This is a genomic window from Streptomyces sp. NPDC056835, assembly GCF_042789485.1.
Taxonomy (GTDB): domain Bacteria; phylum Actinomycetota; class Actinomycetes; order Streptomycetales; family Streptomycetaceae; genus Streptomyces.
In genome coordinates, this window is record NZ_JBHUBB010000011.1 from 93610 (window position 1) to 109236 (window position 15627).

9 protein-coding genes and 2 pseudogenes are annotated in these 15627 nt (G+C 71.4%); 6 read left to right on the forward strand and 5 right to left on the reverse strand.

The window, feature by feature from the left end; translation table 11 throughout:
- The first annotated feature begins 110 nt into the window (after nucleotides 1-110).
- Nucleotides 111-704, forward strand: coding sequence for an isopentenyl-diphosphate Delta-isomerase (gene idi, locus ACFRMN_RS14890; RefSeq protein ID WP_383018737.1), 594 nt, complete (start codon nucleotides 111-113; stop codon nucleotides 702-704).
- Between the two features lie 10 nt (nucleotides 705-714).
- Here idi and ACFRMN_RS14895 read toward each other — a convergent pair whose 3' ends face one another.
- Complete coding sequence (locus ACFRMN_RS14895) at nucleotides 715-1185, reverse strand: ATP-binding protein (RefSeq protein WP_383018740.1); 471 nt, start codon at nucleotides 1183-1185, stop codon at nucleotides 715-717.
- Nucleotides 1186-1404: 219 nt separating this feature from the next.
- Between ACFRMN_RS14895 and ACFRMN_RS14900 the strand changes: the two genes are divergently transcribed.
- The 3 genes from ACFRMN_RS14900 (at nucleotide 1405) to ACFRMN_RS14910 (ending at nucleotide 5587) form a co-directional block, all read left to right on the forward strand.
- Nucleotides 1405-2184: an enoyl-CoA hydratase/isomerase family protein gene (locus ACFRMN_RS14900; RefSeq protein WP_383018743.1), complete on the forward strand. Its 780-nt coding sequence runs from the start codon at nucleotides 1405-1407 to the stop codon at nucleotides 2182-2184.
- Nucleotides 2185-2243: 59 nt separating this feature from the next.
- Nucleotides 2244-3107 carry a hypothetical protein gene (locus ACFRMN_RS14905; protein WP_383018746.1) on the forward strand — a complete coding sequence of 288 codons (864 nt, stop codon included), beginning with the start codon at nucleotides 2244-2246 and terminating at the stop codon, nucleotides 3105-3107.
- A 110-nt stretch (nucleotides 3108-3217) separates the two neighbouring features.
- Nucleotides 3218-5587 carry a Tex family protein gene (locus ACFRMN_RS14910; RefSeq protein WP_383018749.1) on the forward strand — a complete coding sequence of 790 codons (2370 nt, stop codon included), beginning with the start codon at nucleotides 3218-3220 and terminating at the stop codon, nucleotides 5585-5587.
- 60 nt (nucleotides 5588-5647) lie between these two features.
- On the opposite strand, the gene ACFRMN_RS14915 is transcribed toward ACFRMN_RS14910, so the two are convergent.
- Nucleotides 5648-7285 carry an ABC-F family ATP-binding cassette domain-containing protein gene (locus tag ACFRMN_RS14915; protein ID WP_383018752.1) on the reverse strand — a complete coding sequence of 546 codons (1638 nt, stop codon included), beginning with the start codon at nucleotides 7283-7285 and terminating at the stop codon, nucleotides 5648-5650.
- A 44-nt stretch (nucleotides 7286-7329) separates the two neighbouring features.
- Between ACFRMN_RS14915 and ACFRMN_RS14920 the strand changes: the two genes are divergently transcribed.
- A complete protein-coding gene (locus ACFRMN_RS14920) occupies nucleotides 7330-8298 on the forward strand; it encodes an FAD-dependent oxidoreductase (protein ID WP_383018755.1) in 969 nt (322 codons plus the stop codon).
- Nucleotides 8299-8307: 9 nt separating this feature from the next.
- Here the strand turns inward: ACFRMN_RS14920 and ACFRMN_RS14925 are convergent, their stop codons facing one another.
- Nucleotides 8308-9720: a M14 family zinc carboxypeptidase gene (locus ACFRMN_RS14925; RefSeq protein ID WP_383018758.1), complete on the reverse strand. Its 1413-nt coding sequence runs from the start codon at nucleotides 9718-9720 to the stop codon at nucleotides 8308-8310.
- A pseudogene (locus ACFRMN_RS14930) lies at nucleotides 9720-11799 on the reverse strand (Xaa-Pro dipeptidyl-peptidase). Before ACFRMN_RS14930 ends, ACFRMN_RS14925 begins: the two are co-directional and overlap by 1 nt.
- A gap of 363 nt (nucleotides 11800-12162) precedes the next feature.
- Here ACFRMN_RS14930 and ACFRMN_RS14935 point away from each other — a divergent pair.
- Entirely contained in the window at nucleotides 12163-13203 is a 1041-nt protein-coding gene (locus ACFRMN_RS14935; RefSeq protein ID WP_383018761.1) for a LacI family DNA-binding transcriptional regulator, read from the forward strand.
- A gap of 42 nt (nucleotides 13204-13245) precedes the next feature.
- Here the strand turns inward: ACFRMN_RS14935 and ACFRMN_RS14940 are convergent.
- Nucleotides 13246-15495: pseudogene (locus ACFRMN_RS14940) on the reverse strand (glycosyl hydrolase); the annotation flags it as partial.
- Between the last annotated feature and the right edge of the window lie 132 nt (nucleotides 15496-15627).

The window sequence follows — 15627 nt, forward strand, 5'->3', positions numbered from 1 at the left end:
GTCCGCTGGGGCGTGCCGCGGCCGAACGAACATGCCCACGCCCCCGAGGTGCGGACACGGGGCTTTTGTACGGCAGACTTGGGCCCCGAGGCCCGATGCGAAGGATGGTTATGCCGACCACACCAGTCACTGCGGCGAACAGCTCGTCGAACGGCGCACAAGAAACGATCATGCTGGAGCTGGTCGACGAGCACGGCAATACCATCGGCACCGCCGAGAAGCTTTCGGCCCATCAGCCGCCCGGCAGGCTGCACCGGGCGTTCTCGGTCTTCCTCTTCGACGAGCGGGGCAGGCTGCTGATCCAGCGCCGCGCGCTCGGCAAGTACCACTCCCCCGGCGTCTGGTCGAACACCTGCTGCGGGCATCCGTACCCGGGCGAGGCGCCGTTCGCCGCCGCCGCCCGCCGTACCCACGAGGAGCTGGGCATCTCGCCCTCGCTGCTCGCCGAGGCGGGAACGGTGCGCTACAACCATCCCGACCCGGCCTCGGGGCTGGTCGAGCAGGAGTACAACCATCTCTTCGTCGGGCTCGCGCAGGCCCCGCCGCGGCCGGACCCCGAGGAGGTCGGCGAGACGGTGTTCGTCACCCCGGCGGAGCTGACCGAACGGCACGGCGAGGCCGCGTTCTCCGCGTGGTTCATGACCGTCCTGGATTCGGCGCGCCCGGCCATCAGAGAGCTCACCGGGCCTGCCGCGGGCTGGTAACACTTCCCCGCTACGGTTTCCCGGGCGCGGCCGGCGACGGGAAGGGCAGCACCGCCCAGACGATCTTCCCGCCGCCGGCGGTGTGCTCCACACCGCAGTTCCCGCCGGCCTCACGCGAGGTCTCCTGTACGAGCAGCAGCCCGCGCCCGCCCGTCCTGGCGTGATCCGTCTCCAGCGCCGTGGGCCGGTACGGATGGTTGTCCTCGACCGACACCCGGATCCACGCCGCGCCGATGGCGACCTCGACGGCGATCTCCGGCGAGAGCAGGGCCGCGTGCAGTACGGCGTTGGTGACCAGCTCGGAGACGATGAGCAGCACCCCCTGAACGACCCCGTCCCGGACCGGTACGCGCTGACGTTTCAGCAGGTCACGTACGGCGTGTCTGGTCTGAGGCACGGAGCTGTCGACGGCGGGTGCGGTGAACCGCCAGACCCCCTCGTACGACAGCGGCCGGGCCGGAACACTTCCGCGGCTCTCCATCGTGCGGCACCCACCCTTGTGTCGAACGGTGTCGTCCATCGGTACCGAGTCTTGGGACCGGCGCGGTCCGTACCGGAGCACTGAACAGAAGTCAGCCGGAATTGGCGTGTCGCGACCGCATTCGAGCGACACGACCAGAGAAACGATCGGCTCTGCTCATCTGCTGGCGCATTCGGAGCGGTTGCCGGTGTCATGGAGAGCGGGGATAGCATCCGGCGCATGGAGCCCCAGCTGCTGCACACCGTCACGGACGGCATCGCGACCGTGGTGATCCACCATCCCGCCAAGCGCAACGCGATGACCGCGCGGATGTGGCGGGAGCTGCCACCGCTGCTCAGCGTGCTGGCGGACGACCCCGCCGTACGGGTGCTGGTCCTGACCGGTGAGGGCGCCACCTTCTGCGCGGGCGCCGACATCTCCTCACTGCGCGAGCCGGGCCAGGATCCACAGTCGCTGGCGGTGGCCGCCGAGGAGGCGCTGGCCGCCTTCCCCAAGCCGACTCTCGCGGCCGTACGCGGCTACTGCGTGGGCGGCGGCTGCCAGCTGGCCGCGGCCTGCGATCTGCGGTTCGCCGAGGAGGGGGCGCGGTTCGGGGTCACTCCGGCGCGGCTCGGGATCGTCTACCCGGAGTCGTCCACCCGTCGGCTGGCCTCGCTGGTGGGGCCCGCCACGACCAAATACCTGTTGTTTTCGGCCGAGTTGATCGAGACGGAACGAGCACTGCGTACCGGACTCGTCGACGAGGTGCTGCCGGAGGGCGAGTTGGGCAAGCGGGTGGCGGAGTTCGCGCGGGTGCTGGTCTCGCGTTCGCGGCTGACCCAGGCGGCGGCCAAGGAGTTCGCCTCGGGCCGTACGGACCGTGCCGCGTACTGGACGGCGCAGGCGCGCGACAGCGGCGACACCGCGGAGGGGGTCGCCGCTTTCCTGGAACGCCGCGAGCCGCGCTTCAGCTGGACGTTCGAACCCGTCGGCACGGGCGGAGCCGTCACTGAAGGATGAACCGGCTCCCGTCCCGACCCGCCCTGTCGCACGTACCGACCAGTCGGTAACGTACGGCCATGACCTCACTGCCCGAGCGTGCCGCGCGGCGCTGTCACGCCGTCGTCAATCCGTTCCACTCGGCCCTCTACTTCTCCCCCGACCTCGGACGCGAGTTCGCGCGCGCCGGTCTGGACGACGCGCGGGCCGCCTACTTCGCGGCCCGTGCCGCACCCCTGGGGCGGGCCGGCGCGGGGACCGTCACCGCGTCCTTCTACAACTTCCGGCACGACCTCGTCGCCCGGCACATCCCGCGCGTCTGGGACTCCGTCTCCCCCGAGGACGCGCTCGACGCGCGGCTGCGGGCCGTCGACTCGCTGCTGCGCCGGCTGCTGGGCGAGGACGTCCTTGTTTCGAAGGAGCTGGCCGAGGCGGCGGAGCTGGCGCTGCGGGCCGCCGAGGCGTGCGCCCGTCCCGCACGTCCGCTGTACGCCGCCAACGCCGATCTGCCGGTGCCCGACGCGCCGCATCTGGCCTACTGGCACGCGGCCACGCTCCTGCGGGAGTACCGCGGTGACGGCCATCTTGCCGCGCTGCTGAGCGCCGGCCTCGACCCGCTGGAGGCACTGGCCAGCCACACCGCGAGCGGCCGGGGCATGTCACCGAAGTGGGTCCTGGCCACCCGGGGCTGGAGCCAGGAGGAGTGGGAAGCGGCCAAGGAGCGACTGCGCGAGCGGGGGCTGCTGGACGCGGACGGTGAGCTGACCGCGTCGGGTACGGAGCTGCGCAAGGCCCTGGAGGACGAGACCGACCTGCTGGACCGGGCACCGTACGAACATCTGGGGGCGGCGGGAGTGGCCCGCCTCACCGAGCTGGGCGGGGCTCTCGTGGGGGCGGCGCGGGCGGCCGGCGCGTTTCCCGCGGATCTCATCGGGCAGCGCTGATAACCGGCTCGTCACCGCTGAACCGGCTCGTCACCGCCGGTCGCGCCCGCTGATGTCGGTACCACCTGCCACAATGCAGACGGCGGACCACTGAACAGCGGAGCGTGATCGTGACGACGTCCATCGAAGGCAGGATCGCCGAGGAACTCGGCGTACGGGAGCGGCAGGTGAAGGCGGCCGTCGAGCTGCTCGACGGCGGGTCGACCGTGCCGTTCATCGCGCGCTATCGCAAAGAAGCGACCGAGACGCTCGACGACGCGCAGCTGCGCACGCTTGAGGAGCGGCTGCGTTATCTGCGCGAACTGGAAGAGCGGCGGGGAGCGATCCTGGAGTCCGTACGCGAGCAGGGCAAGCTCGACGACGCCCTGGAGGCGCGGATCCGGGCCGCCGACACGAAGGCGCGGCTGGAGGACATCTATCTGCCGTTCAAGCCCAAGCGGCGTACGAAGGCTCAGATCGCCCGGGAGGCCGGTCTGGAGCCGCTTGCCGAGGGGCTGTTGAGCGATCCGACGGTGGAACCGCTCGCCGCGGCCACCGCGTTCGTGGACGCGGACAAGGGGGTCGCCGACCCCGCGGCGGCGCTGGAGGGCGCCCGCGCCATCCTCACGGAGCGGTTCTCCGAGGACGCGGATCTCATCGGTGAGCTGCGCGAACGGATGTGGACCCGGGGCCGGCTCGTGGCGAAGGTGCGGGACGGCAAGGAGGAGGCGGGCGCCAAGTTCGCCGACTACTTCGACTTCGCGGAGGGCTTCTCCCAGCTGCCCTCGCACCGCGTACTCGCGATGCTCCGGGGCGAGAAGGAGGATGTCCTCGATCTGGTCCTGGAGCCCGAGGAGCCGTCGGAGCAGCCGGGCCCGAGCATGTACGAGAACATGGTCGCGCGCCGCTTCGGCGTGGCCGACCGCGGCCGTCCCGCCGACAAGTGGCTCGCCGACACCGTGCGCTGGGCGTGGCGTACGCGCATCCTGGTGCATCTCGGGATCGACCTCCGGCTCCGGCTGCGGACCGCCGCCGAGGACGAGGCCGTACGGGTGTTCGCCGCCAACCTCCGCGATCTGCTGCTGGCGGCCCCGGCCGGCACCCGCGCCACGCTCGGGCTCGACCCCGGGTTCCGTACGGGCGTGAAGGTGGCCGTGGTCGACGCGACCGGCAAGGTCGTCGCCACCGACACGATCTATCCCCATATGCCCGCGAACAAGTGGGACGAGTCGCTGGCGAAGCTGGCCCGGCTCTCGAAGGAGCACTCCGTCGATCTGATCGCCATCGGCAATGGCACGGCGTCCCGGGAGACCGACAAGCTCGCCGGTGAGCTCTGTGCCAAGCACCCCGAGCTGAAGCTCACGAAGGTGATGGTCTCGGAGGCGGGCGCCTCCGTGTACTCCGCCTCCGCGTTCGCCTCGCAGGAGCTGCCCGATCTGGATGTCTCGATCCGTGGTGCGGTCTCCATCGCGCGCCGGCTCCAGGACCCGCTGGCCGAGCTGGTGAAGATCGATCCCAAGTCGATCGGTGTCGGCCAGTATCAGCACGATCTGTCCGAGGTGAAGCTGTCCCGTTCGCTGGACGCGGTCGTCGAGGACTGTGTGAACGGTGTCGGTGTCGACGTCAACACCGCTTCCGCGCCGCTGCTCTCGCGCGTGTCCGGCATCGGGGCGGGACTCGCCGAGAACATCGTGGCCCATCGCGACGCCAACGGGCCGTTCCGGTCACGGCGCGCGCTCAAGGATGTGGCGCGGCTAGGTCCGAAGGCGTACGAGCAGTGCGCGGGCTTCCTCCGTATCCGCGGTGGTGACGACCCGCTGGACGCGTCGAGTGTGCATCCCGAGGCGTATCCGGTGGTGCGGTCGATGGTGAAGAGGACGGGCAGCGAGGTCGCCTCGCTGGTCGGGAACGCGTCGGTGCTGCGCACGCTGCGGCCCGACGATTTCGTGAACGAGTCGTTCGGTCTGCCGACCGTCACCGACATCCTGCGCGAGCTGGAGAAGCCGGGGCGGGACCCGAGGCCGGCGTTCAGGACGGCCACGTTCAAGGACGGCGTCGAGAAGCTCGGCGATCTGGCGTCCGGGATGGTGCTGGAGGGGGTCGTGACGAACGTCGCCGCGTTCGGCGCGTTCGTCGACATCGGGGTGCACCAGGACGGTCTGGTCCACGTCTCCGCCATGTCCAGGAACTTCGTGAAGGACCCGCGTGAGGTGGTGAAGCCGGGTGATGTGGTCAAGGTGAAGGTGATGGACGTCGACATCCCCCGCAAGCGGATCTCCCTGACGCTGCGACTGGACGACGACGCTCAGCCGGCCAGGCAGGACCGGGAGCGGTCCGGGGGCGGCGGGCGGCCTCCGCAGCAGCGGCAAGGGGCGCGCGGTGGCCGCGGTGGCGGCGGCGGACGCCAGGCCTCGGCCCCGCCGCCGGCGAACAGCGCGATGGCGGACGCCTTGCGGCGGGCGGGGCTGACGGATCCGAACGGCGGCGGCAAGCGGCGCTGAGCCGCCCTGGACGTGGCGGTGCGGGGGCTCCGGAGAGGAACAGGAGCCCCCGCGCCGCCGTCAGATCTCGGTGACCTTGCCGTCCGCCACATCGAGACGGCGGGTCGTACGGACCGCGTCCAGCATTCTGCGGTCATGAGTGACCAGCAGCAGCGTGCCGTCGTAGGAGTCGAGCGCCGACTCCAGCTGTTCGATGGCCGGCAGGTCGAGGTGGTTGGTCGGCTCGTCCAGGACCAGGAGATTGACGCCCCTGCCCTGGAGGAGCGCGAGCGCGGAGCGGGTGCGCTCGCCCGGTGAGAGCGTGGTCGCGGGGCGCAGGAGATGGCCGGACTTGAGGCCGAACTTCGCGAGCAGCGTACGGATGTCGGCCGGTTCGGTGTCGGGGACCGCCTTACGGAAGGCGTCCAGCAGGGATTCGGGACCGTGGAAGAGGGCGCGTGCCTGGTCCACCTCCCCGACGACCACGCCGGAGCCGAGCGTGGCGTGGCCCGCGTCCAGCGGAAGGCGGCCCAGCAGGGCGGCCAGGAGCGTGGACTTGCCGCTGCCGTTGGCTCCGGTGATGGCGACCCGGTCGGCCCGGTCGACCTGGAGCGTGACGGGCCCGAAGTGGAAGTCCCCGCGCGCTACTTCGGCCGCGCGCAGCGTCGCCACCACGGCTCCCGAGCGGTCCGCGGAGGCGATCTCCATCCGCAGTTCCCACTCCTTGCGGGGCTCCTCGACCACTTCGAGGCGTTCGATCAGCCGCTGCGTCTGGCGCGCCTTGGCCGCCTGCTGCTCGCTGGATTCGGTACGGAACTTCCGGCCGATCTTGTCGTTGTCGCTCGCCTTGCGCCGGGCGTTCTTGACGCCCTTCTCCATCCAGGAGCGCTGGGTGTGGGCCCGCGCCTCCAGGGAGGACTTCTTGTCGGCGTACTCCTCGAACTCCTCACGGGCATGGCGCCGTGCGGTCTCGCGCTCCTCCAGATACGCCTCGTAGCCACCGCCGAAGAGCGTGATCTTCTGCTGGGCCAGGTCGAGTTCGAGCACCTTGGTCACGGTGCGTACCAGGAATTCGCGGTCATGGCTGACGACGACCGTGCCGGCGCGCAGGCCCGAGACGAAGCCCTCAAGACGGTCGAGGCCGTCGAGGTCGAGGTCGTTGGTCGGCTCGTCGAGCAGGAAGATGTCGTACCGCGAGAGCAGCAGCGAGGCCAGACTCGCGCGGGCGGCCTGGCCGCCGGAGAGCGTGGTCATGGGCTGGTCGAGGCCGATGGTCAGCCCCAGTGAGGCGGCGACCTCCTCCGCCCGTTCGTCGAGGTCGGCGCCGCCGAGGGCGAGCCAGCGCTCCAGGCCGATGGCATAGGCGTCATCGGCACCGGGCGCGCCGTCGACCAGCGCCTGCGTCGCCTCGTCCAGGGCGGTCTGCGCGGCGGTGACGCCGGTACGACGGCCCAGGAAGGCCCGTACGGTCTCCCCCGGGCGCCGTTCGGGCTCCTGGGGGAGATGGCCGACGGCGGCGGTGGGCGGGGACAGCCTCAGTTGTCCGTCCTCGGGCGTGTCCACTCCGGCGAGCAGCCGGAGCAGGGTGGACTTCCCGGCGCCGTTGGCGCCCACAAGTCCGATCACATCGCCGGGCGCGACGACCAGATCGAGCCCGGAGAACAGCGAGCGGTCGCCGTGTCCCGCGGCGAGGTCTTTGGCTACGAGCGTGGCAGTCATCAGACCGCCGATCCTACCGGGGCGGATTCCGGTACGGTCCGGGCATGAGCGGCACAAGCACTGATGTGATCGTGGTGGGCGGCGGGGTCATAGGGCTGACGACGGCGGTGGTGCTCGCGGAGAGCGGCCACCACGTCAGGCTGTGGACCCGCGATCCGGTGGCGCGGACCACCTCGGCGGTGGCGGGAGCGCTGGTCTGGCCCTATCGCATCGAGCCCGCGCGCCAGGTCGGCGCCTGGCTGGAGGAGTCGCTGCGGCACTACGTACAGCTGGCGCGGACCCCGGACAGGACCGGCGTGCGCGTCGTCGCGGGGCTGATGGCGGACACCCCGCTGGTGGGACTGGGCAGTTGGGCCTCCAAGGTGCCCGAGCTGCGCGAGGCGCGTGCCGACGAGTTGCCCGACGGTGTCGCCCAGGGGCTGCGGGCCGCGGTTCCGCTGATCGACATGCCGGTGTATCTGCGCTGGCTGAAGGCGCGGTTGCGCACGGCGGGCGGCATCGTCGAGCGGCGGTCGGTCACGGGCCTCGCCGAGCCCGCCGCCGAGTCGTCCGTCGTGGTCGACTGCACCGGGCTCGGTGCGCGGGAGCTGGCGGGGGACGCGTCGCTGTATCCGGTGCGCGGTCAGGTGGTGATCGTGGAGAACCCGGGGATCGACGAGTGGTTCGTGGCGGCCGTCCCCGGCTCCTCCGAGACGACGTATCTGATGCCTCAGCCGTACGGGGTGCTGCTCGGCGGCACGGCGAGCGCTCACTCCTGGGATCTGAGCCCCGACCCGGCCGAGGCGGAGGCCATTGTCGCGCGCTGTGCCCGGATCCGGCCCGAACTGGCCGGGGCGCGGGTGCTGGAGCACCGGGTGGGGCTGCGGCCCGCCCGTCCCCGGGTGCGGCTGGAGGCCGTACCGCTGCCCGGGGGCGGGCGGGTGGTGCACAACTACGGGCACGGCGGCGCGGGCGTCACCGTGGCCTGGGGCTGCGCGGTGGCCGCCGCCCGGCTGGCGGTGGCCACCCCGTAGAACGAGCGGTCAGCAGGCGGCGGGCGTCGCGGCCGTCAGGTGGTACTCCGCCCGCTCGTCGAGCAGCAGCGGCACCAGGTTCCGCTGCGACTGGCGGAGCGGTACGAACGCGCCCTTGCCGAGCGGCACGGACACCACGCCGTGCAGGGCGAGTTCGTCCTTGACGTCCGTGTACTGGGCCGCGTCGAGACGATAGCCGCACGGCGGGTCCTGGAGGATCTTCTCCGGGGCCGCGGGGTCGTTGTCGGCGCCGCCGAGATAGACCGGTCCCCGGTCCTTGAGTCCGGCCAGCCGGGCGGTGGCCGTGGCGGTCACGATCCGCGCCCTTCGCTCGTCGGTGAAGGTGAACAGGCCCTTCAGCGAGTCGAGTTGGCTGGTCACACGGCGCCGATTGTTGAGCGCCTCGTCGGCTTTCTCGGCGTCCGTGAGGGGATCGACCCGGCTCTCGATGAGGAGGCCGATCGAGTGCTTGACGCCCGAGGCGTTGCGCAGGATGCGTTCCTGGCCGTCGCCGGCGGTCTGCCTGATGGGGTCGCCGGTCACCGGGTCGGTCCAGATGCCGTAGGTGCCGATGGAGTGGCCGGCCGCGCGCGCGGCGGGCCGTACGTACCGCTCCGACAGCGCCTGCGACTCGTCGTGCACCCGCGCGTCGGTGTTGAGGTTGCGGGGCCAGAGGTCGAACAGGTCCTCGTCGTAGTACGGCGGGGTGGCGCCGTACTCGTGCAGGTCGTAGATGATGTCCGGCTGACGGTCGCGGATGAGGGCGGCCATCGTGCGGCCCTCGGCCGTCTTCAGCGCGATGTGGTCGCGGTTGATGTCGACGCCGTCGGAGTTGCCGCGGGTGTCGGCGGCGCGGCCGTCCGGGTTGGCGGTCGGGAGGACGAGCACGGTCGTACGGTCCAGGAAGCGCCGGGTGGCGCGGTCCTTGGCGTAGGCGAGGTCGCGGACGGTGGTCAGACACGCCTCGCGGCCCGACGGTTCGTCGCCGTGCTGGCTGCACACCAGCAGCACGGTGGCGGGCGCGCGCCGGGCGCCGAGCTCCACGAGCTGGAGCGGCCGGCCCTGTTTGGTGGTGCCGATGGTGGTGAGGGTGGCGCGGTCGCTGCCCCGGTCGACGGCCGACAGGAACCGCTGCTCCTGTGCCTGGCTGGTCCAGTTCGCGCCGTCGCTGGTCTCGAATTCCGTACGCGGCGGGGTGTCGGTGGCCTGACCGGAGGCGGCCTGACCGGAGGTGGCCTGACCGGAGGCGGCCTGACCGGAGGCGGCCTGACCGAAGGCGGCCTGACCGGAGGTGGCCTGACCGGAGGCGGCCTGACCGGGGGCGGCCTGACCGGGGGTGGCCTGCGCGGGGAGGGCCGCGATCGGCAGCACGAGGGCCGCGGTGGTCATCGCCAGGACGAGGGTGCGTAGACGGGGTGTCATCAGGTGCGGTCTCCCGGGATCGGAGGTGTCCGGCGCGGCTCGGCCACGCCGTTCGGACGGGACTCTCGGGGTGCGCTGTGCGGCGGGACGGCGCCGGTCGTGGCGCGGGCGAACGCCTCGGCGCCGCCGACGAGCGGCAGCTTCGCGGACGTCCGGGCCAGATCGAGGGTGAGGGTAGGGGTGGTGGACGGCGGGTCGATCAGGCCCTGGTCCGTGCCGCCGATGATCAGGGCGAGCCGGTGGCCCGCGGGTATGACATGGTCGCTCGCGGCGAGCTGGAGGGTGAGGGTGTACGGCTTGCCGGGGGTGAGCGGACGGCCGTGGCCGGCCGAGGCGTAGGTGCCGAGATCGGCCCAGCCCCGGCTGAAGACCGTGTGGTCGACGTCCGCCGTCCTGGCCGCGGTCTCCCGGTAGCAGGAGCTGTCGGCGGTGGTGCTCGGGCCCCAGCAGGTGCGTTCGGTGAGGGTGGTGATGCCCTCGCCCGCGTGTCCGTAGTCCCGGATGGTGTCGGGGCCGAGGTCGACGAGGACCGCGGAGAGATGGGCGGTCGAGGTGGACGGGGTGGCGGTGACGGTCACCGTGGAGGAGCCGGAGAGCCGTAGATCGCGGCTGAGCGGCCGGGTGACGAAGCCGGACTTGGCGGTGGTGGACCGGTCGACGTCCGCGGCCCAGTCGGACTCGCTCAGGCGCGGGTCGTCCGTGAAGGTCTCGGTCGTACCGGGACGGGCGGGGGTACGGCCGAGTGTGCCGACGCCGGGGACCGTACCCGCGGCGGGCCGCACGGTCGTGGCATCGGTGGCGCGCGGCGGCCACACCGTGTCGGTGGTCCAGCGGTCGGGGGCGCGCTCGATGTCCGCCATGGGCTCGCGGTCGACGCCGTTGTCGTAACCGAGCAGATAGTGGTCGAACCAGCGGTGCAGGGTGTCGACCCATTCGGTACGGCGGAAGTCGAACGGGTCGACATGGCCGGTCTGGGAGAGCCAGATCTTGCGCTCCACGCCGGCGTCGGCGAGCGCGTCCCACCACTGGCCGAGGTGTTTCGTGCGGACGTTGAGGTCCTGCATGCCGTGGACGGCGAAGACGCTGGCCCTGACCTGGTCGGCGTTCCGTACGTAGTCGCGCTCGCTCCACAGCCGGGTCCAGTCGCCGGTGCGCGGCGCTTCGTCGATCAGCCGCTGCTGGACGGCCTGGCAGCGGGCGCGGGCCTCGGGGCTCTCCACGTAATCCGAGAGCCATTCGGGTCCCGAGTCGTAGAGGGGGGCGCCCTGGGCGAAGTAGTAGTCGTACCAGGAGCTGATCGCGGCGATCGGGACGATGGTCCTGAGCCCCTTGACGCCGGTGGCGGCGACGCCGTTGGCGATGGTGCCGTCGTAGCTCTTGCCGATCATGCCGGTGGCGCCGGTGGTCCAGGAGGCCCGTACGGGGTCGGTGCCGGTGCGGCTGCCGTACGCGCGGGCGCGGCCGTTCAGCCAGTCGACTACGGCCTTGGCCGACAGGACGTCGGAGCGTCCGCCGACGTCGACGCAGCCGTCGGAGCGGTTGGTGCCGGCCAGATCGACGGCGACGAAGGCGTAGCCGCGCGGCACGAAGTAGTTGTCGTAGTGCAGCGGGAAGCCGGCGGGGTCGCCGTTCGCGTCATAGGTCTTCTTCTGGCTCTCGTTGCCGCGTCCGCAGCAGGAGTAGTACGGGGAGGCGTCCATGATCACGGGGATCTTCCGGCCCGACCGCGCGGCTTCGCGGGGCCGTACGACATCGACGGCGACCCGGTCGGTACTGCCGTTCGCGTCGCCGTCGATCGTTCGCGTCGCCGTCGATCCCGGTGTCCACCCAGACGGACTCGCGGATGGCGTTCTCGTAGGAGTAGACGGGCTCGCTCCGGCGCGGGGGCGGCCCGGCCGTCGTCGGCCACGCGCTCGGTATTCCCTGCGCTCCTTGTGCCTGCGCTCCTTGCGCCTGCGTTCCCTGTGGCTGTGCTCCCTGTGCTCCGGCCGGGGTGAGCAGCACCCCCAGTAACGCGGCGGATGCCGCCGCGACCAGCGTTCTGCATGACCAGCGGGCGCCCCGCGCACGGATCTCCATGGGGCGGAAGGTACCCCTGTCAACTCGCCCGCAAAAGAGGGCAGTCGTGAGAGACGAGGGGCAAGAGGGGCCGGGCCGCACGTGCCGGGGGCGCGGCACGGCGCTTTCCCCGCTGAGCTCCGCCGTGCTGCCGCCGGGGCCCCGCTGAGGCGGCATGTTCCCTGCTGGGGCAGCATGGGAGCGCTCTCAGGATGGCGCCGGGAGCGGCTAGGCTGGACGGCGTCCCTGTCCGCTGTACCCTCCGTATCCGCCGTATTCTCCTAGCCCGTGTCGCCGTACCGCCTTGGTTCGTATCCCCGTAGTCCGTCCGTATCCCCTCCGAATCCCCGTAGTCCGTACCCCCTCCGACGAGGAGCGCACGTCTTGACCCAGCCGTTCCCTGGGGCCCGCCCCACTCTGGAAGCCGTCGCGGCGCGCGCCGGTGTCTCGCGGGCCACGGCCTCCCGGGTCGTCAACGGCGGTGCGGGGGTGCGACAGCCGCTGGTCGAGAAGGTGCAACGGGCGGTCGAGGAGCTGGGGTACGTACCGAACCACGCGGCCCGCACGCTGGTCACCCGGCGTACCGGCGCCGTCGCCGTGATCATCGCCGAGCCGGAGATCCGGATCTTCTCCGACCCGTTCTTCTCCCAGCAGATCCGCGGTATCAGCAAGGAACTGACCGCGCACGACTACCAGTTGGTGCTGCTGCTGCTCGAAGGCCCCGGCGACTACGACCGGATCGCCCGCTATCTGGCCGGCGGCCATGTCGACGGCGCGCTCGCCTTCTCGCTGCACACCGACGACCCGATCCCCGAGATCACCCGGCGGGCCGGGATGCCGACGGTCTACGGCGGCCGGCCGAGCTGGACGACGGCACCGGATCACCGGGACGTGCCGTATGTGGACGCGGACAACCGCGGCGGAGCCCGGGAGGCCGTGCGGTATCTGCGGGATCTCGGCCGACGGCGGATCGCCCACATCGCGGGGCCGCGCGACCAGACATCGGCCATCGACCGGCTCGACGGCTACCGCGATGTGCTGCTGGACGGGGATCCCGCGCTGATCGCCGAGGGGGCGTTCACCGAGGAGAGCGGGGCACGGGCGATGACCGAGCTGTTGGAGCGGTGTCCCGAGCTGGACGCGGTGTTCGCCGCTAACGATCTGATGGCCTCGGGCGCGCTGCGGGTGCTCAAGGAGCGCGGGATCGCGGTGCCCGACGAGGTGGCGCTGGTGGGGTTCGACGACATGGACTCGGTCGCCGGGGTCACGGATCCGCCGCTGACCACCGTCCAGCAGGACATCGAGGGGCAGGGCCGGCTGATGGCGCGGCTGCTGCTGCGCGGACTCGACCGCGAGCGCGAGGGCGAGCGGGCCCCGGCGTCGGTGATCACCCCGACCACGCTGGTACGGCGGGCCTCGGCCTGAGCCGGGCCCGCCGTCCAGCGGGGTGGGGCGGCCTGACTACTTCGTCGCTGTCGAGCGGGCCGGTACGTCGAGTGTCGTACCGTCCGAGAAGGTGACGGTCCGCGCCACCGACTCGAAGTTGTGCGCCGCGTAGGTGCGTACGCCGCCCTTGCTGAAGACGGCCGAGGCCGGGACGGACCCGGTCACCGTCGCGTCGGGAGCGCCGAGCGCGTCCAGCGTGCCGATCCAGTGGTAGGTGTGCGCCTTGGACTCACCGGCCTCGGGGGTGTATCCCGAGTTGCCCGCGTCCCACTTGGCCTTGGCGCCCGCCGGATCGGCCAGCGCCTCGAACTCCCAGAGGATGTCGCGCCATTCGACGGCCGGGCCGCCGTTCTCCCGTTCCAGCTCGGCGAGATTGCGCTGGATCGCCGCCTTCTCCCGGCCCAGATGCAGTGAACCGCCGGTCACGGGAAGGACATTGATGCCGTGGATCTCCTCCGGGTTGGCGGTCCACCAGGTGGAGTACGCGCCGCCGCTGCCCCACACCATGCCGACCGTGTCATGGCCGAAGGAGGACGGGAAGACCTCCTCGTCGGCGTCGAACCAGTACTGGGCGATCGCCTCGGACTCGGTGGCCAGCAAGTAGCTTCCCAGATCGCGCAGTTCGGCGTCACCGGTCGCGGAGCCCCACAGGACGAGGGCGGCGCTGAGGTTGGTGGACTCCGACGACGACTCCTGGTTGTTGCCCGCGGCGAACCCCTGGTGCCCGGAGGCCCAGCTGTGGCCCGCGTACACATCGAAGCCGCGCAGGAAGGGGAAGGCGGTGTCGGTGCGGCTGGGGTTGGCGGCGTCACGGACCAGTGTCTTCACCATGCCGCCCCAGGCGGAGTCGGCGGCCCATCCCTGGTCGTACTGCGCGACGATCGCCGCCGCGTACACGTAGTAACTGTAGTGGAAGTGGTGGTCGTTGAGCTCCGTGTCGCTGCCGTAGGACGCCGGGTAGCCGATCAGCGTCTTCCAGTCCTTGTCGTAGGAGAACTCACTCGCGCCGCCCGCCGTGAACCACTCCTCCAGCCGGCCCTTGAGCAGCCCGAGGAGCTTGTCGCGCGTCGCGCTCTCCCCGATCTGGTCGGCCATGGGCACCAGTTGGGCGAGTCTGCCCAGCGCCTTGCCTGTCCAGTACGTGTCGGTCGCGCCCGAGAACGGATCGGCCGCGCCCGCCACCTCGTCCAGATAGCCCTTGAGCCGCGCCTGGTCGACACCGCTCGACTTCGGCAGCGCGGGCAGCACCCCGGAGGACGCCTGGGAGGTGGTGAAGGAGGCCGACTCGCGGACCTTCATCGTGCCGCGTGGTGAGACATAGGTGTACGGGGTCAGCGGGTCGGTGGTGTTCAGCCACTGGTGCCGGTAGAGGGCCTGGAGCGTACCGGTCTCGGTGCCCTCCTGCGGCTCGGTGGTGAGGCTGTAGGTCGCCCTGACCGTGCCTCCCCCGGTGTTCCAGCTCACCTTCGAGCCGGTGACGAAGCTGTACGCGTACTTCCTGTACGTGGCGAGCGCGTCGGTGGACGGCAGGACCGCCAGCGAGAAGTAGTCGGCGCCGCCGAGCCCGGCCGTCACGGTGGATCCGGAGACGGCCCAGTCGCTGCCCGTCGGTGCGAACAGGGCGTAGTGGTGGCCCGCGACGGTGATGCCGAGGACATTGCCGTCGTCGGCGAAGACCTCGGGCGCGGCGGCGGTGGTGATCCGCGCGTCGCCGCCCGAGCCCTTGGCGTAGACGAAGGGCAGGCCGTGGCCGATGGTGGTCCGCAGCGTGCGGGCGCCGTCGGACCAGTACGGCGTGACGGTCCAGTCCGACCAGGCGTCGGCCTTGGTGTCGGGCGAGTTGAGCCCGGTCAGACCGAGGGTGAGATCCGCCTTGTGGGCGTATTCGTACTGGCGGCCGTCGCCGACGATCGCCGGAGTGGTCGGATAGCCGACCTCCAGACCGCCGGCCGTCGCCTGATAGGTGAGGGGGTGGCCGTACATGGGGGTGGAGTACGGGTTGTCGCCGTACCGCTGGAAGGCCAGCGAGGACCACCAGTCGTTGGTGGGCAGCGGCCGGTCGCGCGCGGCCTCGGTCACCTTCGGGGTGACGGGAGTGCCGGTGTTGGTGGTGGGGCCGGATGTGCCGGCGGGTCGGCTGTCCGAGTAACTGCCGGAGCCGACGGGCACGTTGGCGGCCAGCGCCGGGGACGCGGCGGGGCCCAGGCCGACGGCGGCCAGTGCGGTGGCCAGAATCAGCGCCGAGGCGGGTCTGGCGCGGGAGACGGACATGGACGGCACCTCGAAGACATGGGGGGCAAGGGCGTCCGAGAGCGCTCTCAGATGGCAGGAAACGTAAAACTCCTGAAACAGAAGTGTCAATACGTCGGACAAGTAAGGCAGTTCACGACGAGCCTGGGTCCG

Excerpts from the sequence above, each read along its gene's own strand:
- ACFRMN_RS14920 (WP_383018755.1), top strand. The coding sequence starts at position 7,330 with ATGAGCGGCACAAGCACTGATGTGATCGTGGTGGGCGGCGGGGTCATA.
- ACFRMN_RS14905 (WP_383018746.1), top strand. The coding sequence starts at position 2,244 with ATGACCTCACTGCCCGAGCGTGCCGCGCGGCGCTGTCACGCCGTCGTC.
- ACFRMN_RS14900 (WP_383018743.1), top strand. The coding sequence starts at position 1,405 with ATGGAGCCCCAGCTGCTGCACACCGTCACGGACGGCATCGCGACCGTG.
- ACFRMN_RS14915 (WP_383018752.1), bottom strand. The coding sequence starts at position 7,285 with ATGACTGCCACGCTCGTAGCCAAAGACCTCGCCGCGGGACACGGCGAC.
- ACFRMN_RS14925 (WP_383018758.1), bottom strand. The coding sequence starts at position 9,720 with ATGACACCCCGTCTACGCACCCTCGTCCTGGCGATGACCACCGCGGCC.
- ACFRMN_RS14895 (WP_383018740.1), bottom strand. The coding sequence starts at position 1,185 with ATGGAGAGCCGCGGAAGTGTTCCGGCCCGGCCGCTGTCGTACGAGGGG.
- idi (WP_383018737.1), top strand. The coding sequence starts at position 111 with ATGCCGACCACACCAGTCACTGCGGCGAACAGCTCGTCGAACGGCGCA.